Raw genomic sequence first — 20656 nt, forward strand, 5'->3', positions numbered from 1 at the left:
TTTTTCTCACAGGTTAGAGCAGGTGCCGGACACAACACGTCCGGCCAGGTGCCTGACTAGCGATCCAGTTCCAGGATGAGGGCTTCGGCTTGCGGCCAGTGGCCAAAGCCCGAAGCGGGATTGAGATGGCCGACTTCGCCGAGGTTGAGCAGTTCGCTGCCCCAGTTGCGGGCCATGCGGGTGACGGCATCCAGACTGGCCAGGTGATCGTTGGTGCTGCCCGCCACGATGCTGCGAAACGGCAGCGCACCGGCAGGCAGAGGGTCCCAGCCGTTGGCTTTGAGGGTTTCAGGGGATGGGTAGTTTGTTGGCCAGGTGGCATTGAGGTCCGGCGGCGCGGCCAGCAGCGCGCCCTTGATCGAGCCGCTGTGTCGGGCGGCCCAGTGGGCAACCATCAGCACGCCCGCGCTGTGGGCGACGAGAATCACCGGTCCGTCGATTTGCTCCAGTTGGTGCTGGATCGCCCGGACGCGGGCGGCGCAATCCAGTTTGTCGGTTTCAAGTGGCGGAACGCTGCGTACGTTGTTCAACCGGGCTTCAAGCAGCGTTTGCCAATGCTCGGCAACGTGGTCGCGCAGACCCGGTACAATCAGAACGGTAGCGGCGGTTTGCAGTTTGTTCACTTGAACACCTCACCTTCTCGGTAGCTCGCCTGGCTGTATCGCCAGCATCTTTTTGTAGTACCGACATTAAAGAGCCCCCACCCGCTATGCTTTTCATTTGACGACACCGACTTTTCTTTTGATGACACCGCATTGGTGCCTGGTTGATGGTCGTGCACAAGCCAAAAAACGCGGCTTCAAAATCTTTTCATTTCATGATGTGCTGGATATAGTCCGACCCGCTCAATTCCATCGAGACGCTCCAGGGAAGACCTCTTCATGACCAAGCTCGTTCGCGCCGCTGTCTTGACCAACTACCTGGATGTGGCCCATTACCTGGGGTTCAATCCTCACGATGTGCTGGCGCAGGTCGGCCTGAGCAAGGCCCGTCTGCTGGCCCCCGAGCAACGCATTCCGATTGATTCAGCGGTGCGCCTGCTGGAGCTTTCGGCGGCCGCCACCGGTTGCCAGACCTTCGGCCTGAGCATGGCCGAGTCGCGTCAACTCTCGGACTTTGGCGTGGTCAGCCTGCTGCTCACGCATCAGCGCACGCTGCGTGATGCGCTGCAGGTGCTGGTGCATTACCGTCACCTGATGAACGATTCGCTGGCCATCTTCGTCGAGGAGGCCGGCAAGATGGTGATCATTCGTGAAGAGGTGGTCACCGAGTCACCGATGTCCTGCCGGCAAGCCAATGAGCTGGCCATTGGCGTGATGTTCCGTCTGTGCGCGGCCCTGCTGGGGACGCATTGGCATCCGTACAGCGTCAACTTCACCCACCAGGCTCCGGATAACCTGCATCTGCATCGCCGCCTGTTCGGTTGCAACCTGGAGTTCGGCAGCGAATTCAACGGCATTGTCTGCCCCGACGCCAGCCTCGACATGACCAACCCCCATGCCGACCCGGCCATGGCGCGTTACGCCCAAAGCTACCTGGATTCGCTACAGAGCCACGAAGGACCGTCGATGCTGTTTGAAGTGCGCAAGGCCATTTACCTGCTGCTGCCGATGGGGCGCGCCACGATCGAGCAAATTGCCCAGACCCAGGGCATGAACGTACGGACCCTGCAACGTCGCCTCAAGGATGATGGCTGTGCGTTCAACGACCTGATCAACGACGTGCGTCGCGACCTGGTGTTGCGCTACCTGGAAAACCCCAATTACTCGCTGAGCCGAATTGCCGACATGCTGGGCTATTCCATGGCGAGCTCGTTCACGCGCTGGTTCATCACCCAGTTCGACATGCCGCCAGCGGCCTGGCGTGCAACTCACAAGCCCGGCAGCGCCAAAGCGCCGACGGAGACGACACCCCTCCTCGCCCCGAAAAAAACCTGAACCTCTGGAGATCAAACTGCAGGCGCCGGCTTACCAGCGAAAGCAGCCTGGAACTCAACACAGCCCTCAAAGGCCCTTTCGCCAGCAAGCCGGTGCCTGCGGATTCCGCAGCAGCCTCCAAACAAAAAAAACGGCGACTGCTGGTACAGTCGCCGCAAAAAAACCGGCGCTTTTGACGCCGGTCGAGCGCTGCACCGCGTTGGAGTGAACACAGTGCGACGCCACTTGCTGAAAGCTGTTGCGTGCGCCGGGGTTACGCTCCCCAGTGCAGCAACAGCAGCACAAGAACCACCAGGAACACGGTCTCTCCCACCATCAGGAGAATCGGCTTGATACCGACGGCGGCCAGTTCCTTGAGTTGGGTTTTCATGCCCAGGGCGCTGATGGAAACCACCAGGCACCAGCGAGACAGCTCATTGACCGCACCCTGCACCGCCGGGACCACCCAGCCGGTGCTGTTGATGCAGGCCAGTATCAGGAAGCCAACGGCGAACCACGGCAGCAGCGGCGGCCGTTTGCCGGTGGGATCGGCGCCTTGCATGCGGGTAATCATGGCGGCGCTGACGATCACCGGCAGCAGCATGGCGACACGCATCAGCTTGACCACTGTGGCCGTATCGCCGGTCTCGGTCGACATGCTGTAGCCGGCGCCGACGACTTGGGCCACGTCATGGATGGTGGCCCCCAGGAACACGCCGGCCACCTGTGGCGACAAGGCCAGCCACTTGGCAATCATCGGATAGACGATCATCGCCAGGGTCGACAGCGCCGACACCCCGATCACGGTGAACAAGGTGGCGCGTTCTTTCTGCGGATGGTTGGGCAACGCCGCCGCCAGGGCCAGCGCCGCCGATGCGCCACAGATCGCCGTGGCCCCGCCGGTGAGCATGCCGAACAGGCGCTGGAACCCCATGGCCTTGGCCGCGACCACCGAGACGCTAATGGTCACGACCACCAGAATCACCACCAGGGCCACCGGTTTCCAGCCCAGCGCGGCCATCTGTTCCAGGGTGATGCGCATACCCAGCAGTGCCACGCCAATGCGCAATACGCTACGCGCCGTGAATTCAATGCCGGCCTTGCAGGCACCGTCGCCCGACAGGAAGTTCAGCGCCATGCCCAGCAACAAGGCGAACAGCATCACCGGCGCACCGTAGTGCTCGGATAAAAACGACGCGGCCGCTGCCACGATCAGACTGACAATGAACCCCGGTGCCAATTCGCGGGTGCGGCTATGGATACGGGTAAGAGCAATGGCGCTCATGGCACGGACTCCTCGGAAATGATGATGAACGCCTGGCCGTCGATGATCTCGACCGGGTAGTTAGTGACCTTGACCTGGGTGGAATTGAGCAAGTAGCCGCTGAGCAGGTCGAAGCGCAGGCCGTGGGCGCAGCACTGGATCACTCGACCCTCCAGGCGCCCGCCACAAAGCGACGCGCCCTGGTGCGGGCAGCTGTCGTCGATGGCGAACAACTGCCCGTCAACGTTGAACAGCGCCAGGCTTTTGTCGTCGAACTCGAACAGTGCACGGCCACCGGCCTGTGGGTGTTTGCCGGCAGGTACGGGGATACGCCTGGTCATGCCGATTGCCGCTCGCGATCACTTTCCCTGAGCGCTTCACTCATGGCCCCGAGCAACGCCTGCGCAGGTTGTGCACCAATCACTGTCAAACGGCGGTCGAACTGAAAGCTCGGTACGCCACTGGTCGCATCGGGGGATTCGGCGAAGGGCGTCGCATCGCCTTTCAGGCAATCGAGCAGGCTGTCCGGATCGACGCCGCAGGAGCTGGCAATGGCGAGCAACGTGTCACGGCAACCCAGGTTTTCGCCTTTGCGGAAATACCCGGCGAACAGTCGTTCGAGCAACATTTCACGCTGGGCGACATTGCCCAGTGCGCTGGCACGCTCGAACAAACGATGGGCGTCAGCGGTGTTGGGCATGGTCTCGATACGGCTGAAGTCAATGGTCAACCCAACCGCCGAGGCAGCCTGCCGAACTTGAGCCTGGCGCATGGTCACGGCATCGGCATTGCCCAAGCGCTTGCGATAGAAATCGGCGAAGGGCTCACCTTCCACGGGCAAATGCGGCAGCAACTGCACCCCGTGCCAGACCGTGGTGATCTGCACATCCGGGTTGCGACTGCGAAACTGCACTTGCGCATGCTCCAATTGGCGTTTGCCGATCAGGCACCAGGGGCAGATAAAATCAAAAAACACATCAATGGATAAGCGACGACTCACAACTTCACCTCTAACCCGGCTGCATTGACAGGATCAGGCACGCGCTGACCCTGAAGGCGGGCAATATCTCTGTGGTAATGACACTTGGCATAAAAGAACACTGCTGCGGCCCCGAGGCTGACCAGAGGCACCAATTGAAAGGCCGCCTGCAGGCCGATCAGGTCGGACACCCTGCCGGTGATGAACGGCCCCGGCGCCAGGCCGAGCATGTTGTTGGCCAGGGTCAAGGTGGCGAACGCCGTGCCATGCACCGAATAGTGGGTCAGGTTGGCGACCATCGCCCCGGCAGGACCGGTGGTGCCGGCGGCAATCAACATACCGAGGCAGATCAACGCCAGTTGCACAGGCCCCGCCGGCAGGGCGAACGCCGCCGACAACAGCAGGCAACTGCCCAGGCAATAGGCAATGGCCAGGGCCACCTTGCGTTCCGGTGATTGCCGGCACAGGCGATCACTGAGCATGCCGCACAGAATCATCCCGGCGCCGCTGCACAGCACGATGATCGCCGCCATGCCCCCGGCCTTGTCCGTGCCCATTTCGTAGTAGCGATTCAGGTAACTGGGCATCCACACGATCACGGTGCCGCCGACGAACAGCTGCAAGCCGCTGCCGACATAGGTCGCGATCACCGAGCGGCTGGAAAACAACGTGCGCAACGGTTGCTTGACCTTCGCGGCCGCCAGGGTCGCAACGCGCTGCGGAGCAATGCGTGCTTCCTTGACGATGATCGGATACAGCACCGCCAGCAGCAGGCCAAACAGCGCCATGCCGGCAAACGACCAGCGCCAGCCCAGCTTGGCAGCGATGGCTCCGCCCAACGCCATGCCCAACACGGAACCGAACATGCCGCCGGCCATGAAAGCGCTGGCCAGGGTGGCTCGCATGTGTTTGGGAAACACGGAAATCACTACGGCGATGCCGACACTGCCGTACGCCGCTTCACCGACTCCGACCATGAACCGCGCAATGAACATCTGCGGGTAATCCTGGGCCAAGGCACAGCCCAGCGTGGCCACACTCCACAACAGCGCCATCAGCGCGAGGCTTTTGACCCGGCCGAAACGATCCGCCATCAACGACAAGGGAAACGTCAGCAGGCCGACCATCAGAGCGACAACGCCACTGAGCAGGCCCAGTTGTCCATCGCTCAAGGACCACTCGCCCTTGAGCATCGGGAACACCGCGTTCAGTACCTGACGCGACATATAGTCGGAAATCAACAGGCCAAACGTCAGTGCAAAGACGATCCAGGCATATTTGCGCGCAACGCCGACACCACTGCAGTCGTCATCGTCCGCGGCGATTGGATGAAAGGCCATGCAGCCTCCTCAAAGCTTCGTTTTATTGTTGTTATCAAGCGTGTTGCATGCAGTGAGCGAGAGACCATCGGCCTCTCGCCACCACTGCCGGTCAGCCGCGCTGCGGCACACCTTTCTGCCCAACCTTGCGGTTGGGGGCCATGCCGTTGGCCAACAGGGTTTCTTCGATGCTTTGGTATTGCACACCGATGCGATAGATCTCGCGGGCCTCTTTACCGGTCGCGATTTCGCGCCCCAGTTCATGGGCGATGCGCACGGTTTGCTTGATCTGCGCCACCGAGCCGAAACGTTCGCCCTTGTGATCAATGATAGTGTCTTCGTTGCCCACACGCGGGTGCATGCCCATGGACATCGCCATGGTGTTGAACGGCAGTACGTTCTTGAGCAGCGACTCGGAGGTCAGGGTGCAACCGTCCGGAACACGGTGGATGAAGTTGAAGAAGTTGAACGGGTTCGGGCCGTCGAAACCGCCACCGATGCCGATCCAGGTCAGGTTCAGCGGGCCTTTGTAGATGCCCTTGCGTACCAGACGCTCGAGGGTTTCGTAGGCATGAATCCCGGTCAGTTGGAAGTGCGGCTGGATGCCGTTCTCCGTGAGGCGCTTGAGGTGCTCGGCCACCCAGGCTGGACCGGCTGGCACCGTCATTTCGCTGTAGGCCGCCTGGAACAACGGATTGGACAGGGAGGTGCCTTCCAGGTATTCCGGGTACAGCAGCTCCATGATGTTCATTTGGGTGGTGTTGATCGCCACCGTCACCTGATCCGGTTTTGGCGTCAGCTCGGCCAGCATGTGGCGCGTATCGTCGGACAACCACTTGGCCGCTTCGCCATCGCTTTCAGGGGCGAAGGAAATCGAGCCGCCGACCTGGATGATCATGTCCGGCACGGCTTCGCGCACACCGGCGATCAGCTCGTTGAACTTGGACAGGCGCTTGGAACCCTTGCCATCCAGTTCGCGTACGTGCAGGTGCAGAACGGTGGCACCGGCTTCGTAGCACTCGACCGCTTTTTGCACTTGCTCGTCCATGGTCAGCGGGATGTCTTCGGGGAAGTCTTCCGGCATCCATTCCGGGCCGTACGGGGCCACGGTAATGACGACCTTTTCCATGTTTTCGGGGTGTAGGGAATCGTCGAAGAATTGCATGGTTGCTCTCCAGTTCTTATGCCAGTTCTTATGATTGTCCCGCCCACCCGGATTCGTGCCGGGCAGACGTGTTTACGAGTGCGTATGCAGAAGGGGTCGATCAGTAAGTCTTGTCGCCCATGATCCCGGCGCGTTCCATCTTGCGATGGCACGGCGGGTAATCCATGACGGCGTAATGCTGGGTACTGCGGTTGTCCCAGATGGCAACGCTGTTGGGCTTCCAGCGCCAGCGCACTTGATACTCGGGGATGTACGCCTGGCTGATCAGGTAACGCAGCAGCTCGCTGGCGCCAGGGTTGGCGTCCTGGCCGAAACGCACCCGCTCGGGGGTGTGGAAGTTGCTGAAGTGGGTGGTGAAGGCATTGACGAACAGCACCTTCTCACCGGTTTCCGGGTGGGTGCGCACCACCGGGTGCTCGGCGTCCGGATACATGGCCTTCAGCGCCAGGCGTTTTTCGATCGGCATGGCCGCGCCGAAGCTCGCTTCGATGCTGTGGCGGGCACGCAGGTCGGCAATCTTCACCTTCACGTCATCGGGCAGGTTGGCGTAGGCCTCGACCATGTTCGCCCACATGGTGTCACCGCCGACCGGCGGGCACTCCACGCAGCGCAGCACGCACCCCATGGGCGGTGCTTCGCGCCAGGTGGCGTCGGTGTGCCAGGCGTTCTCGTAGCGGTCCATCGGCTGGTCGGGGTTCTTATAGATCTGCACCAGACCGGGGTGATCCGGATCACTGCCAGCCACCGGATGATCTTCCAGCTCGCCGAAGCGACGGGCGAACGCCACGTGCTCGGCGCGACTGATGTTCTGGTCGCGCAGGAACACCACACGATGGGTGAGCAACTGGGCCCGAATCTCGGCGAAAAGACCATCGTCGTGGATCGCGTCGGCGAGGTTGACGCCGATCAGTTCCGCACCGATGTTGCAGGTCAATTGTTCGACTTTCATGGCAGCGAACTCCCTTAAATGACGAAAATCGACGAGCCCGTGGTCTTGCGCGATTCCAGGTCCCGGTGGGCCTGAACGGCATCCTGCAAGGCGTAGTGCTGGTTGATCTCGATTTTGATCCGGCCGTTGCCGACGTGGTCGAACAATTCACCGGCCAGGGCCGCTTTTTCCGCAGGGTCGGCGATGTAGTCGGCCAGGGCCGGGCGGGTCAGGTACAGCGAGCCTTTCATCGCCAGCATGACCGGGTCGAACGCCGGGATCGGACCGGACGCCGTACCGACACAGACCATCAGGCCGCGACGCTTGAGCGAATCCAGCGAGCCCATGAAAGTATTCTTGCCGACGCTGTCGAACACCACGTTGACGCCGACGCCGTCCGTCAGTTCGCGAACGCGGTGGGCGACGTCTTCATGACTGTAGTTGATGACATGGTCGCAGCCGTGGGCCCGGGCTATTTCACCCTTGACCTCGGTAGACACGGTACCAATCACGGTCAGGCCCAGCAGCTTGGCCCACTGCGATACGATCAGGCCGACCCCGCCCGCTGCAGCGTGCAGCAAAATGCTGTCACCGACCTTGAAATCGTAAATGCGGCGCATCAGGTACGACGACGTCAGGCCGCGCATGGTCATCGCTGCGGCAGTTTCGAAACTGATGGTTTCCGGGAGTTTGATCAGCGGCGCTGCCGGGATCAGGCGCTCGGTGCTGTACGCCCCCAAGGTGTTGAGGAACCCGGTGTAGGTGACGCGATCACCCACTTGCACGTTGGTCACCCCTTCGCCGACGGCCTGGACCACGCCGGACGCTTCGACACCCATGCCATTGGGCAGCGGGATCGGGTAAGTGCCATTGCGAAAGTAGGTGTCGGCATAGTTCAGGCCGACCGCCACGTGACGAAGACGAACCTGGCCTGGGCCCGGGTCGCCGACTTCGACCTCTTCGTAACGAAGAACATCGGGACCACCGGTTTCGTAAAAGCGAACGGCTTTGGCCATTTTTTCTTATTCTCCAATCTGCGATTTTGGCGAGTGCGTCGAATTGCGCTGATTGGACTGTAGGTCTCCGGCGCCGTCATCGCTTCTCATCAGACGACAACGGCTTTTCATTTCATGACAGGTGTCGGCGGCCACCTTGAAGAATTGCTCCAGCCATTACGGCGATGCGAGCGTCCCTGCCGTCTGCTTCGCTCAGTCAGTCATTTTGACTGTTTCGGCTCCTGCGCAGGGGCCGAATACCATTTCTCCCTCGGCACCCACTTCGCTTCCCCCGGGTCGCCAAAGTAGTGCGGCGACATGATTTGCACGCCGTACTCGTTGAACACATCCTGGATATTGGCGTGCAGCATGCTGAGCAACTCGGCACGGGTACGCGGCTGGCTGGGGATGGCCTGGGCCACGAGGCGGTACTCCGGGTAGAAGTCCGACAATGCGGTCTGAAACACCTGGGGCGTCGGCACTGCAAGGATCCCGGTGGTGCGTCTGGCGGCTTCCAGCAGCATGGCTTCAACCTGTCGCCAAGGCGTGTCGTAGCCGATGGTCACCACCGTATCGACCACGTAACCGTCGCCCTGCACGGTTCGCGAATAGTTCTTGGTGACCGAGTTGGTGATCATCGAGTTGGGCAAGGTCAGCAGCTCGCCCAGGCCGGTACGGATGCGCGTGGTGAACATGCCCAACTCGGTCACCGTGCCTTCGTATTCACCGATACGCACGAACTCCCCCGGTCGCAGGGTGCGTGTGTAGGTCAGAATCAGCCCCGACGCCGCCTGACCGATCACACTGGTGGCGCCCAGGGAAATCATCAGGCCGATCAACACCGACAAGCCCTTGAATGCATCGGTGCCCGCCCCCGGCAAATACGGATAAGCCATGGCCAACGCAAACAACCAGATCGCCAGGGACATGAGCCGGGTGGTCGGCTGCAGGGTTTCCTGGTTCAGCCAGTTGAAGATGCCGGGGCTGGCCAGGCGTCGCAACACTCGCTTGCTGAAGGCGCTGACGCCTCGGGCGATGAAGAAAATCATCAGGGCCACGCCCAGTCCGGGAATGGCGCTGATGATGCTTTGGAACAGGTAGGTCACGATCTCCAGCAGGTAGTTATTGAGGCTTTCTCCCCATGGCCGGGTGTAGGGAAAACGCGACAGGACAAATCCCAGCCACTCGTAGGTCAACAGCAACACCACCAGCCAGCGCAGAAACCACAGCACACGGCTGACCAACAGGTAGAGGAAATTGGCATCGATGAGCTGGACGCGCCCCACGCTCAACGCCTTGGTGTGCCGATCCATCAACTCCGGGAGCTTATTCAGCATTTTTCGCCGCAGGTAAACCATGACCCACAGCAGCGCGAGGTAAAGGGTGGTGGCCAGCGTCACGGCGATCAACGCCCTGAGAATCAGTCTCAGGCTGCGCGCTTCCTGAGTCTCAGCGACCACCAGACGCAGGTTTTGCGCCGCTTGCTCGGCAGTCTCCAGGGTTGAAGCGGCACCCTGGGTGTCAACGTCTTTGGGTGCCACTATGAAAGCGCGCCTGACCCCTAACAACACCAGGTAACTGTTCTGGATCGGATCAATGCTGACTGTCAGATCGTCGGCTTCATCCAGCGCCTCGCGGATCACCGCGCTGGCGCCCTTGACCCGCGATTGCGGTGGCTCTCCGAGAACCGTCGCACGGAACACAATGACACTGCGGTTGGCCACTTTGAGCTCCGCGGGTGCATCCGGGGCCTTGGGCGGATCCTCGGCCCGCAGAGGCACCGTGCTCAACAAACAGAAAACGGCGATGACGGCTGTGACTAACCTGTTGCGCATGCTGGGTTCCTTTCCGCACAGGTTTCAGGGTAATGGCTGATTTTCGTCCTGGGGCCGATCCTCCACCCACTGCCAGAACAATTGATAGCCGACCGCAAGCGCCACCGGGCCGATGAACAAGCCGAGGATGCCGCTGGTGACCATACCGCCCAGGGCCCCGATCAGTATCACCGGCATTGGCACGGCGACTCCGCGCCCCAACATCAAGGGTTTGAGTACGTTGTCCACCAGGCCCGCAACGAACACGTAGATGGCGAACACGATAGTCGCGGTACTCGGACCTTCAGTGGCGAACACATAAACGATGACCGGGATGGTGATGAGCGTCGCCGGCAATTGCATGATCCCCAGCAACAACACCCCCATTGCCAGCAGCCCGGCGGCGGGTACGCCCTTGAAGACGAATCCCAGGCCCACCAGCAACATCTGGATGAAGGCGATGCCGACCACCCCGAGCGCCACGGCCCGGATCGTTGCGGTGCATAGCGCCGCGATACTCGGGCCTCTGTCCGGCCCGCTGAAACGCGAGGCGATCTGGATCGCGCTGCGGCGGCCGGCTTCGCCGTAGGCCATGAAGATGCCAGCGATGATCAGGGCGAAGATGAAAATGAGAAAGCCCATGCCGATTCCGGCCAGTTTGCTCAGCAGGCCCAGGCTGACGCCTTTGATTTGCGGAATGTACTTCACGGTCAGGCTTGGCAAATCGTTGGCTGCCTGCAACCAGAGGATCGATATGGGTTTACCCACCAGAGGCCAGGTGGCGACGGATTCGGTCGGCGGGGGAATTTGAAAGCCCTGGGTCTTGACCATGTAGATGGTGTGCTGGATCGAATCGACCACGGAGGATCCCAACAAATAGACCGGCACCATCAAGATCAAGATGGCGGCCAGCACGATCAGGGTCGCAATCAATCCGTCCTTTTGTCCAAGCGACCCCCTGAGCCGCGTTTGCAACGGGTAAAGCGTGATCGCCAGGATCAACGACCACAGCATCAAGTCGCGAAACGGTCGGAAAATCTCGAAGCAAAACAGCACCATCACGACAATCAGCCCGGCGCGGATCAACACATCAAGCAGGCCGCCGGACAAGGTTTTCACTGTAAGCGGTGTGGGCACCATCGCTGTCTCCTCGCGGTTCGCCGTGAAGTGGGCGAATCTGTTAGCCCAGCATAGACGCACATTGCACGGTGCGAAGGATCAACGCAGCTTCAGTGGATCGACCATGTTCGCCGCAATGGCCATGCCCACCAGGTCCGGCAACGTGTTGGCCTGCATGCGTTTCATCACCCGCGAGCGATACAGGTCGACGGTCTTTGCACTGACGCCCAATTGCTCGGCGATTTCGCGGGTGGTGTAACCCTGCACCAGAGGCAACATGACGTCGAGCTCCCGTGGCGTCAGGGTGAGCAAGCGTGCCTGCAAGGCCTGATTGCCGGACCGCCGCGTGGCGCAACTGCTCAGTGCCTGCTGCACGCTGTCCAGCAGCAACTGCTCGTTGTAGGGCTTCTCGATGAAATCATGGGCGCCCGCCTTGAAGGCCCGGACCACGATTGGCACATCGGCGTGGCCGCTGACGAAAATGATTGGCAGGTTCAGTTCACGCACGCGCATTTCTTCCTGCACGTTCAACCCACCCATGCCGGGCATGCGCACGTCGAGAATCACGCAGGCATCGAGACTGGCATCGCAGGCATCGAGAAACGCCACACCGCTGGTAAACGGCAAGGCCTTGAGGCCGACCGACTCCAGCAGCCACACCGTTGAATCGAGCATGCCCTGGTCATCGTCGACCACATACACGACGTGCTCCGTCACACCTGACATTGCGTTATTCCTGTTGTTGTTTTGTTGGACCGGCAAGCGGCAGGCGGCAACACATCAGCAGCCCGACAGGCTGGCGCCGGGCCTGCAGATCGCCACCGAACCCCTCGATGATGCTGCGGCTCATGGACAAGCCGAGCCCCAGGCCCTCGGCCTTGCTGGTGTAGAACGGGGTAAAGATCTGCTCCAGTTCGGGCTCGCTGACACCCGGCCCCTGGTCTTGCACACTGATTTCCACGCTGGCGCCACTGCCCTGCTCCACCGCCATCACGATCAACGAAGGCTGACCGGGATGTTGCTCGCGGTTGGCGTCGATCGCGTTGCGCAGCAGATTGAGCAACACCTGCTCAAGCAACACGCGGTCGGCGTAAACGGGCGGCAGATTATCCGGCAGTCGATCCTCGATTGTCACTTGGCAATTGCTCGCCTCCCAGGCACACAAACGCACCGATTCGCGGGCGACGTCGGTGAGGTTCAGCGCCTGCATGCGACGCTGCCCCTTGCGCAGAAACCCACGCAGACGCCGGATAACTTCAGACGCATGAGTGGCATGGTGGGTAATGCGTTCCAGCCCTTGCGCCACTCTGGTAGTTGCCTGGGGATTGCTGCCCAGTGTCTGCAAATAGCGTTGACTCGCATTGGCGTAATTCACCACGGCAGCCAGTGGCTGGTTGATTTCGTGGGCGATCCCCGAGGCCAGTTCACCCAGCGTCACCAACCGCGCGGTGTGTGCCAGTTCATCCTGATGACGACGTTGCTGCGCTTCGCGCAATTCACGTTCGGTCATGTCCCGTGCCACCAGCGAGTAATAGCGCTCGCCGCCGGCGCTACGGTGCGCCAGCAACACCAGCGAAACCGGCACCGAGGTGCCGCCGCCGGGTGGCTGCAAGCGCGAATCGGTGCTCCAGACGCCATCGCGTTCAGCGCTGCTCCAGCCGTCATGTTGCAGGCGCGCCAGGTCGGCACTGGCGAACAATCCTGCGAGGGCCGGCATCGCTTGTTGCTCATCGATGCCGAGAATGCGCCGCGCCGCCGGGTTGAGGTAAGTGACCTGTCCCTCGGAATCGATGAACAGCACCGGGTCGATGTTGGCCTCGACCACTTCGGCCAGGCGGCGCTTGTTTTCCTCGGCCTGCACGCGCGCCGTGACGTCCCTGGAGACGCTGACCACTTCGACCACTGTACCGGTGTAAGTCTCGCGGATGGCCCGGCTGGCGGTTTCGAACCACAGGTAATGCCCGTCGCGATGGCGAATGCGATAGGTCATCGTGTGATATCCGTCCTGTTCCAGCGCATCCCGCGCCCGCTGAACCAGAGTGGCCAGGTCCTGGCTATGGAACAGCCCCTGGGCCATTTGCCCGCGCAATTGCTCGGGCCAGTAGCCGAGCAACGTCCAGGACGCGGGCGAGGCATCGAGAAAACACCCGTCCGGCGTGTGCCGGGAAATCAGGTCGGTGGTGTTTTCGATGATCAGCCTGTACAGCCGGCGTGCGGTGGTCGCTTCCCGTTCTGCCAGCACTTGAGTCGTGGCATCGCGGCAACGGGCGAGCACCCGGTTGTCCTGCGGATCGGGGATGAACGTCCAGATCAGTATTTGCGCTTCGAACCGGGCCTCGACACCTTCGATGGCGCGTTGCTGATCCAGGCACGCGCGCACCAACACCCGATGATTGACCGGTAAAAAGCCCAGCACATCAGTCAACGGCTTTTCGCCGAGCAAGGCCAATAGCGCTGCGTTGAATTCCAATGGTCGACCCTGGGCATCGAGCAACAGGCTCGGTTGCGGATCGTGACCCAGCAAAGGTGAGCCGCGCAGCATCCCGTTGACGCTGCTGAGCAGGGTCGTCAACACATCCTGCACCCAGCCGAGCCAGTCGAGACTGACCCCCTCGCACACTTCCACCAGCAACAACCCCGCCTGCCCCGGTTGCAAGGCCAGATCGAACACCTGGCCATGGCTGATGGCGGCGCGACGCAATCGGCCCGACAACCAGCAGTCGAGTTGACGGACTTGAGCCAGATCCAGGTGCCCTGCTTCGACCAGGCGTTCGAACAGCAACTGATCGCTGGCCAGCGCCGGGTCGCCCAGGCCCGGCGGAAAGTGCTGGGCCGAGCCTTCGTGGCTGTAGATCCGCACATCGGGCTGCCAACTGAGATAAACCGCGCGCTGCACTTGCGGGCAATCCTGGAGGGCGCGGCACAACGCATCGGCGCGGGCAGCCAATGCCACGCCTTCGCGTTGCAGGCGCATCCAGCTGTGCAATCGAACGGGAGTCAGGCTCATCGCGGGTCCACTTTGTGAGGAAAACCAAGGATATACCGGGTTTAGACGTCTGGCGGCATTCGTTTAGAATTGAAAGAAGCACATATAGTATATATACCATACGCCATAGGTTGTACTTCCATACAAATGACTGATTGTTATATAACGTACTCCGGACATAAAAGGTGCCCTCAGCGACTGCCTCGCCAGGTCACCCATAGAGCTAACAATCAGCCACCGAGTACCCGAACATGTCGATCTATGAGCAAGGGCTAGACCCTTCGGCTGTCAATCACATTGCCTTGTCGCCTCTGAGCTTCATCGAACGCACTGCCAACGTTTATCCGGACTATCCCGCCGTCATCCACGGTTCGATCCGCCGCACCTGGGCCCAGACTTACATCCGCTGCCGGCGCCTGGCCTCGGCACTGGCCGGCCGCGGTATCGGCAAGGACGACACGGTGGCGGTGATGCTGCCCAACATTCCCGAGATGCTTGAAGTGCATTTCGGCGTGCCGATGATCGGTGCGGTGCTCAACCCGCTCAACGTGCGCCTGGATGCCGAAGCCATCGCCTTCATGCTGCAGCATGGTGAAGCCAAGGTGCTGATTACCGACCGTGAATTCCATGGGGTGATCCACGCGGCGATCGGCATGCTCGATCACCCGCCGCTGGTGATTGACGTCAACGACCCGGAGTATGGCGAAGGCCAGGCCGTCAGCGATCTGGACTACGAAGCGTTGTTGGCCGAAGGCGATCCGGCGTTCGACTGGAAATGGCCAGTGGACGAATGGCAAGCCATCTCCCTGAACTACACCTCCGGCACCACCGGCAATCCCAAAGGCGTGGTCTACCACCATCGCGGCGCGTACCTGAACGCCTTGGGCAACCAGATGACCTGGGCCATGGGCAACCATCCTGTGTACCTCTGGACGCTGCCGATGTTCCATTGCAACGGCTGGTGCTACCCCTGGACCATCACCGCCATGGCCGGTGTGCATGTGTTTTTACGCCGGGTCGATCCGCAGAAAATCCTCACGCTGATTCGCGAGCATCAGATCACTCACCTGTGCGGTGCGCCGATCGTGCTCAATGCCCTGGTGAACATGCCGGAATCGGCGAAAGCAGCCATCGATCATCCGGTCAGCGCCATGGTGGCCGGTGCCGCTCCGCCGGCCAAAGTGATCGGTGCCGTGGAAGCCATGGGCATCAAGGTCACGCACGTCTATGGCCTGACGGAAACCTACGGCCCGGTGACGATTTGTGCCTGGCATGCCGAATGGGATGAGTTGCCTCTGGAAGAACGGGCGCAAATCAAGTCCCGGCAAGGCGTACGTTACCCAACCCTGGAAGGCGTGATGGTCGGTGACTCGAAGACCCTGGAGCCGACCCCGCGCGATGGCCAGACCATCGGTGAGATTTTCATGCGCGGCAATACCGTGATGAAGGGCTACCTGAAGAACCCGTCCGCCACGGCCGAAGCGTTTGAGGGCGGCTGGTTCCACACTGGCGACCTGGCGGTGTGTCATCCCGACGGTTACGTGGAAATCAAGGATCGTCTCAAGGACATCATCATTTCCGGTGGCGAGAACATTTCCACCATCGAACTCGAAGGCGTGCTCTACCGTCATCCGGGTGTGATGGAGGCGGCCGTGGTTGCCCGTCCCGATGAAAAGTGGGGCGAAACGCCCTGCGCCTTCATTACGCTCAAGGCCGATCACCAGGACGTTCGCGAGGCGGACATCATCAGTTTCTGCCGCGAACACCTGGCCGGCTTCAAAGTGCCGCGCACCGTGATCTTCACCCTGTTGCCCAAGACATCCACCGGCAAGATCCAGAAATACGTGCTGCGCGACCGGGCTGCGGCGCTCTAGCCTGACACAACGCCGTACCCCTTGAGCGGCAGGTGATTGACCTGGCGCCCAAGGGCTCGTGCACGCCGACTTTAGCGCCAGCGTTTCCAGTCATAGACCAAAAAGGTACGGCCCGCCGATGCGGCGCCCTGCCCCTCGCACAACCGTCACAACGAGGTTCACGTTATGCCCGAATTCAAAGCCCCGCTGCGCGACATGCGCTTTGTGCTGCATGAAGTATTCGACGCCCCGGCCCTGTGGGCACGCCTGCCGGCGCTGGCCGATAGCGTCGATGCCGACACGGCCGACGCCATTCTCGAGGAAGCGGCGAAAGTCACCTCGCACCTGATCGCGCCGCTCAATCGCAGCGGCGATGAAGAAGGCGCGCAGTGGCAGGCGGGGCAAGTCACCACGCCTGTCGGCTTCAAGCAGGCTTACACCACCTACATCGAAGGCGGCTGGGTGGGTTTGTCCGGGAATGTCGAGTTTGGCGGCATGGGCATGCCGAAGATGCTCGCGGTGCAGTTCGAAGAGATGCTCTACGGCGCCAATTCAAGCTTTGCGTTGTATTCGGCCCTGAGCTCCGGTGCCTGCCTGGCGCTGGATGCCCATGCCAGCGAAGCCCTGAAAAACCTCTATCTGCCACCAATGTACGAAGGCCGCTGGGCCGGTTCCATGTGCCTGACCGAAGCCCACGCCGGCACCGACCTGGGGCTCATCCGCACCCGCGCCGAACCTCAGGCCGACGGCAGCTACGCCATCACCGGCAGCAAGATTTTCATCACCGGCGGCGATCAGGACCTGACTGAAAACATCGTCCACCTGGTCCTCGCCAAGCTGCCCGATGCGCCGGCTGGCCCTAAAGGAATTTCGCTGTTTCTGGTGCCGAAAATGCTGGTCAACGCCGACGGCTCCCTCGGCGCCGGCAACGCCGTGAGTTGCGGTTCGATCGAACACAAGATGGGGATCAAGGCGTCGGCCACCTGCGTGATGAACTTCGACGGCGCCAGCGGTTGGTTGATCGGTGAAGCGAACAAGGGCCTGGCGGCGATGTTCACCATGATGAATTACGAACGCCTGTCCATCGGCATCCAGGGCATCGGCTGTGCCGAGGCGTCCTATCAGAGCGCCGTGGCCTACGCCCGCGAACGCATCCAGAGCCGCTCGCCGACTGGCGCCATGGCCCCGGACAAAGCGGCCGACCCGATCATCGTGCACCCCGACGTGCGACGCATGCTGCTGAGCATGAAAGCCCTGACAGAAGGCGGTCGCGCGTTCGCCAGTTATGTCGGGCAGCAACTGGACCTGGCGAAATTTTCCGACGATGCCCGGGAGCGTGAGAGCGCCCAGGACCTGGTCGCGCTGCTGACGCCGGTGGCCAAGGCATTTTTTACCGACACCGGCCTGGAAAGCTGCATCAACGGCCAGCAAGTGTTTGGTGGCCATGGCTACATCCGCGAATGGGGCCAGGAGCAACTGGTGCGCGACGTGCGCATTGCGCAGATTTATGAAGGCACCAACGGCATCCAGGCGCTGGACCTGCTCGGGCGCAAGGTGCTGGCCGACAAGGGGCTGGCGCTGCGCCAATTCACCGGGGAGATTCGCCGCTTTGCCGCCCAACCCGATGCGCCCTATGCCTCTCAGTTGCTGGACGCGGTGCAGCGCCTGGAGGACCTGAGCGACTGGCTGCAGGATCGAGCGGCGACCCACCGTAACGAAGTCGGCGCCGCTTCAGTGGAATATCTGCACCTGTTCGGTTACGTCGCCTACGCCTGGCTTTGGGCGCGGATGGCGCAAGTGGCCCTGCACAAACGGGGCGAGGACGACACGTTCTACGGCGCGAAAATCGCCACCGCCGACTTCTACATCCATCGCCTGCTGCCGCGCATCTTGAGCCTGGAGCAATCCATTCGCGCCGGCAGCACCCCCTTGTATGGCCTGAGCGCCGAACAGTTCTGACGCTTGAACCCACGCGGCGTCAGCTCCTCTCAATTGGGCGTCGCGTTTTTTATCCATAAGCTCTGGCAGGCACGCCTGCCTCCTGTGCGTGGGCGCGATTCCATTGGCACGCTTGGGGAAAAACGCCTCCAACACAGCACACCGATTCAATCTTTGCGCCTGAGTCTGCGCCACCATGAACGCCTCACTCCCCCGTAAGGATCGTTGTCATGGCCATTGCGAAAGCTGTTCCCGGTAAAACCCTGCTGAACCCGACCGACCACACCCTGATCATGATCGATCACCAGTCGCAGATGTCCTTTGCGACCAAATCCATCGACGCCGTCACGCTGCGCAATAACGCTTCCCTGGTCGCCAAGGCCGCGCGTGGATTCAAGGTCTCGACGATTCTGACCACGGTCGCCGAAAAGAGCTTTTCCGGTCCGATCTTCGACGAAATCAAGGCGGTGTTCCCGGAACACAAGGTGATCGACCGCACCAGCATGAACACCTGGGAAGATGAGCGGATCGCTGTCGAGGTCAATGCCTTCGGCAAACAGAAAATCGTCCTGGCCGGCTTGTGGACGTCAGTGTGCATCGTCGGCCCGGCACTGTCGGCAATCGACCAGGGCTTCGAGGTCTATGTGATCGCCGACGCCTGCGGCGACGTCAGCACCGAAGCCCACGAAATGGCCATGCAGCGCATGATCCAGCTCGGTGCCCGGCCGATGACATCGCTGCAATACCTGCTGGAGCTGCAGCGTGACTGGGCGCGCACCGAGACCTACGACGAAACCGTGAAAACCTCGATTGCCAACGGTGGCGCCTATGGTCTGGGACTGATCTACGCCAAAACCATGTTTGGCGCTTCGGAAGGCCATTAATCGCTTTTCAACTGCCTGCGGCTGCGGACCTTTCGCAGTCGCGGGCCTGTGGTGACAGATCGATGAAGTGTGCCTCCCCCGACCTGCGGATCAGCCTGTCCTTATGCTTATCGCTACTGACCACCGGGACCGCCCTGGCAGACGAATCGGCATCAGGGTTTCTCAGTGGTGCGTCGCTTGAGGTGCTCAGTCGCAACTTCTACCTCAACAGCGACTACCGTTCCCCCTCGCCGACGGGCAAAAGCTATAAAGCCGAATGGGCTCAGGGCTTTATCAGCTCCTTTGAATCCGGATTCACACCGGGGACCGTGGGTTTTGGCCTCGACGCCCATGCTTTCCTGGGTTTGAAGCTGGACAGCGGCAAGGGCCGTTCCGGGACCGGTCTGTTGCCGGTCGACAGCGATGGGCGCAGCGCCAGTGACTATTCCAGCGGTGGCGGTGCAATCAAACTCAATAGCTCGAAAACCACCTTGTCCTTCGGTGAAATGACGGTGGAAACCCCGGTGTTCGACACCTCGGACAAGCGTCTGCAACCGGAATACGCCACCGGCTTTCTGCTCAACAGCCGCGAAATCGACGGCATGAAGCTAGCTGCCGGCCACTTCACGGCCTTTAAGAACCAGGACAGTTCCTCAAGCAAGGGCAATTTTTACGGTTACGGGGCCAATACCGAAGCGGGCGGAATTTCGTTCGCCGGCGCCGACCTGTTCACGCAAAGCCCTGTCGGCGGCGCACTGTACGCCTCAGAGCTGACGGACACCTGGCATCAGTACTACGGCAACCTGCACCTGAAACAGCCGGGCATATTCCTCGACGGGAACATCTACCACACCCGGCAAACCGGTCAGGCGCTGGCCGGCGCCATCGACAACACGGCCTATAGCCTGTCGGGCAAATACACGGTCGGTGCCCATGGTTTCACCCTGGCGTATCAAAAAGTCGAGGGCAATACACCGTTCGATTTCGTCGGTGGCGATTCGATCTACCTCGCCAACTCGATCAAGTACGCCGATTTCAACGGCGCGGGCGAACGCTCGTGGCAGGCACGTTACGACCTCGACTTGAGCACCTTTGGCGTGCCCGGCCTGAACTTCATGACCCGCTACGTCAAAGGCACCGGCATCGACGGCACCCACGCGCCCCAGGGCGGAGCGTATAACCCGTTCGACCCGTCGCTGGGTGAGTACGTACCGCAACAAGGGGATGGCGGACGCCATTGGGAGCGCGACATCGACCTGCGCTATATCGTGCAGTCAGGTGCCGCCAAGGGGTTGAGCCTGCAGGTGTCCCATGTGTCGCACCGCGCCAACGCTGCCCAGGGCGGCGATGACATCGACAGGCTTTACGTGGTCATCCAGTACCCGCTGAATTTCGGGCCCTTCTGAGCGGAAAATGGCGGAAGGTAGCCGGAGTCGAACCTGCCCGGGAACGGATGCCGTCCCCAACCGGGTTTGAAGCCCGGCCGCGCCACCGGGCGCGATTACCTTCCTTGAAAC

Annotated in this window: 17 protein-coding genes and 1 tRNA gene; 5 read left to right on the forward strand and 13 right to left on the reverse strand. The window is 61.2% G+C overall.

Annotated elements, in window-relative coordinates; translation table 11 throughout:
* Positions 1–56: 56 nt before the first annotated feature.
* Positions 57–623 carry an RBBP9/YdeN family alpha/beta hydrolase gene (locus F7R06_RS05810; protein ID WP_090321601.1) on the reverse strand — a complete coding sequence of 189 codons (567 nt, stop codon included), beginning with the start codon at positions 621–623 and terminating at the stop codon, positions 57–59.
* Between the two features lie 258 nt (positions 624–881).
* Between F7R06_RS05810 and F7R06_RS05815 the strand changes: the two genes are divergently transcribed.
* Complete coding sequence (locus F7R06_RS05815; protein WP_090321599.1) at positions 882–1937, forward strand: AraC family transcriptional regulator; 1056 nt, start codon at positions 882–884, stop codon at positions 1935–1937.
* Between the two features lie 253 nt (positions 1938–2190).
* Here F7R06_RS05815 and F7R06_RS05825 read toward each other — a convergent pair whose 3' ends face one another.
* From F7R06_RS05825 to F7R06_RS05875, 11 genes are all read right to left on the reverse strand, one after another.
* Positions 2191–3201, reverse strand: coding sequence for a YeiH family protein (locus F7R06_RS05825; protein WP_090321596.1), 1011 nt, complete (start codon positions 3199–3201; stop codon positions 2191–2193).
* Positions 3198–3521, reverse strand: coding sequence for a Rieske (2Fe-2S) protein (locus tag F7R06_RS05830; protein ID WP_090321593.1), 324 nt, complete (start codon positions 3519–3521; stop codon positions 3198–3200). The genes F7R06_RS05825 and F7R06_RS05830 overlap by 4 nt, the downstream gene beginning before the upstream one ends.
* Positions 3518–4180 (reverse strand): DsbA family oxidoreductase, encoded by a 663-nt coding sequence (locus F7R06_RS05835; protein ID WP_090321591.1) that lies wholly within the window; start codon positions 4178–4180, stop codon positions 3518–3520. The genes F7R06_RS05830 and F7R06_RS05835 overlap by 4 nt, the downstream gene beginning before the upstream one ends.
* Entirely contained in the window at positions 4177–5499 is a 1323-nt protein-coding gene (locus tag F7R06_RS05840) for an MFS transporter (protein WP_090321588.1), read from the reverse strand. Before F7R06_RS05840 ends, F7R06_RS05835 begins: the two co-directional genes overlap by 4 nt.
* A 91-nt stretch (positions 5500–5590) precedes the next feature.
* Positions 5591–6643: a beta-keto acid cleavage family enzyme gene (locus F7R06_RS05845; RefSeq protein ID WP_090321585.1), complete on the reverse strand. Its 1053-nt coding sequence runs from the start codon at positions 6641–6643 to the stop codon at positions 5591–5593.
* A 100-nt stretch (positions 6644–6743) separates the two neighbouring features.
* A complete protein-coding gene (locus tag F7R06_RS05850) occupies positions 6744–7592 on the reverse strand; it encodes a TauD/TfdA dioxygenase family protein (RefSeq protein ID WP_090321582.1) in 849 nt (282 codons plus the stop codon).
* A 14-nt stretch (positions 7593–7606) separates the two neighbouring features.
* Positions 7607–8587: a quinone oxidoreductase family protein gene (locus tag F7R06_RS05855; protein WP_090321580.1), complete on the reverse strand. Its 981-nt coding sequence runs from the start codon at positions 8585–8587 to the stop codon at positions 7607–7609.
* 200 nt (positions 8588–8787) lie between these two features.
* Positions 8788–10401 carry a mechanosensitive ion channel family protein gene (locus tag F7R06_RS05860; RefSeq protein WP_090321577.1) on the reverse strand — a complete coding sequence of 538 codons (1614 nt, stop codon included), beginning with the start codon at positions 10399–10401 and terminating at the stop codon, positions 8788–8790.
* 24 nt (positions 10402–10425) lie between these two features.
* Positions 10426–11520: an AI-2E family transporter gene (locus F7R06_RS05865; RefSeq protein ID WP_090321574.1), complete on the reverse strand. Its 1095-nt coding sequence runs from the start codon at positions 11518–11520 to the stop codon at positions 10426–10428.
* Positions 11521–11598: 78 nt separating this feature from the next.
* On the reverse strand, positions 11599–12225 hold the full coding sequence (locus tag F7R06_RS05870) for a response regulator transcription factor (RefSeq protein WP_090321571.1): 627 nt from the start codon (positions 12223–12225) through the stop codon (positions 11599–11601).
* A gap of 4 nt (positions 12226–12229) precedes the next feature.
* Positions 12230–14506, reverse strand: a complete 2277-nt coding sequence (locus F7R06_RS05875; protein WP_090321568.1) for a PAS domain-containing sensor histidine kinase — start codon at positions 14504–14506, stop codon at positions 12230–12232.
* A 230-nt stretch (positions 14507–14736) separates the two neighbouring features.
* Between F7R06_RS05875 and F7R06_RS05880 the strand changes: the two genes are divergently transcribed.
* The 4 genes from F7R06_RS05880 to F7R06_RS05895 all read left to right on the forward strand — a co-directional run bounded on the left by F7R06_RS05880 (position 14737) and on the right by F7R06_RS05895 (position 20545).
* Positions 14737–16359, forward strand: coding sequence for an acyl-CoA synthetase (locus F7R06_RS05880; RefSeq protein ID WP_090321565.1), 1623 nt, complete (start codon positions 14737–14739; stop codon positions 16357–16359).
* Positions 16360–16524: 165 nt separating this feature from the next.
* Positions 16525–18297, forward strand: coding sequence for an acyl-CoA dehydrogenase C-terminal domain-containing protein (locus F7R06_RS05885; protein WP_090321561.1), 1773 nt, complete (start codon positions 16525–16527; stop codon positions 18295–18297).
* Positions 18298–18506: 209 nt separating this feature from the next.
* Positions 18507–19160 carry a hydrolase gene (locus F7R06_RS05890; protein ID WP_090321558.1) on the forward strand — a complete coding sequence of 218 codons (654 nt, stop codon included), beginning with the start codon at positions 18507–18509 and terminating at the stop codon, positions 19158–19160.
* A 62-nt stretch (positions 19161–19222) separates the two neighbouring features.
* Positions 19223–20545: an OprD family porin gene (locus F7R06_RS05895; RefSeq protein WP_090321554.1), complete on the forward strand. Its 1323-nt coding sequence runs from the start codon at positions 19223–19225 to the stop codon at positions 20543–20545.
* Positions 20546–20553: 8 nt separating this feature from the next.
* On the opposite strand, the gene F7R06_RS05900 is transcribed toward F7R06_RS05895, so the two are convergent.
* A tRNA-Sec gene (locus tag F7R06_RS05900) sits at positions 20554–20649 on the reverse strand.
* Between the last annotated feature and the right edge of the window lie 7 nt (positions 20650–20656).

Source organism: Pseudomonas moorei (genome assembly GCF_008801475.1).
In the GTDB taxonomy this organism is placed as follows: Bacteria; Pseudomonadota; Gammaproteobacteria; order Pseudomonadales; family Pseudomonadaceae; genus Aquipseudomonas; species Aquipseudomonas moorei.

Coding starts and splice junctions, on each gene's coding strand:
- F7R06_RS05850 (WP_090321582.1), bottom strand. CDS start 7,592: ATGAAAGTCGAACAATTGACCTGCAACATCGGTGCGGAACTGATCGGC.
- F7R06_RS05865 (WP_090321574.1), bottom strand. CDS start 11,520: ATGGTGCCCACACCGCTTACAGTGAAAACCTTGTCCGGCGGCCTGCTT.
- F7R06_RS05860 (WP_090321577.1), bottom strand. CDS start 10,401: ATGCGCAACAGGTTAGTCACAGCCGTCATCGCCGTTTTCTGTTTGTTG.
- F7R06_RS05890 (WP_090321558.1), top strand. CDS start 18,507: ATGGCCATTGCGAAAGCTGTTCCCGGTAAAACCCTGCTGAACCCGACC.
- F7R06_RS05830 (WP_090321593.1), bottom strand. CDS start 3,521: ATGACCAGGCGTATCCCCGTACCTGCCGGCAAACACCCACAGGCCGGT.
- F7R06_RS05840 (WP_090321588.1), bottom strand. CDS start 5,499: ATGGCCTTTCATCCAATCGCCGCGGACGATGACGACTGCAGTGGTGTC.
- F7R06_RS05885 (WP_090321561.1), top strand. CDS start 16,525: ATGCCCGAATTCAAAGCCCCGCTGCGCGACATGCGCTTTGTGCTGCAT.
- F7R06_RS05880 (WP_090321565.1), top strand. CDS start 14,737: ATGTCGATCTATGAGCAAGGGCTAGACCCTTCGGCTGTCAATCACATT.
- F7R06_RS05845 (WP_090321585.1), bottom strand. CDS start 6,643: ATGCAATTCTTCGACGATTCCCTACACCCCGAAAACATGGAAAAGGTC.
- F7R06_RS05815 (WP_090321599.1), top strand. CDS start 882: ATGACCAAGCTCGTTCGCGCCGCTGTCTTGACCAACTACCTGGATGTG.
- F7R06_RS05825 (WP_090321596.1), bottom strand. CDS start 3,201: ATGAGCGCCATTGCTCTTACCCGTATCCATAGCCGCACCCGCGAATTG.
- F7R06_RS05870 (WP_090321571.1), bottom strand. CDS start 12,225: ATGTCAGGTGTGACGGAGCACGTCGTGTATGTGGTCGACGATGACCAG.
- F7R06_RS05875 (WP_090321568.1), bottom strand. CDS start 14,506: ATGAGCCTGACTCCCGTTCGATTGCACAGCTGGATGCGCCTGCAACGC.
- F7R06_RS05855 (WP_090321580.1), bottom strand. CDS start 8,587: ATGGCCAAAGCCGTTCGCTTTTACGAAACCGGTGGTCCCGATGTTCTT.
- F7R06_RS05895 (WP_090321554.1), top strand. CDS start 19,223: ATGAAGTGTGCCTCCCCCGACCTGCGGATCAGCCTGTCCTTATGCTTA.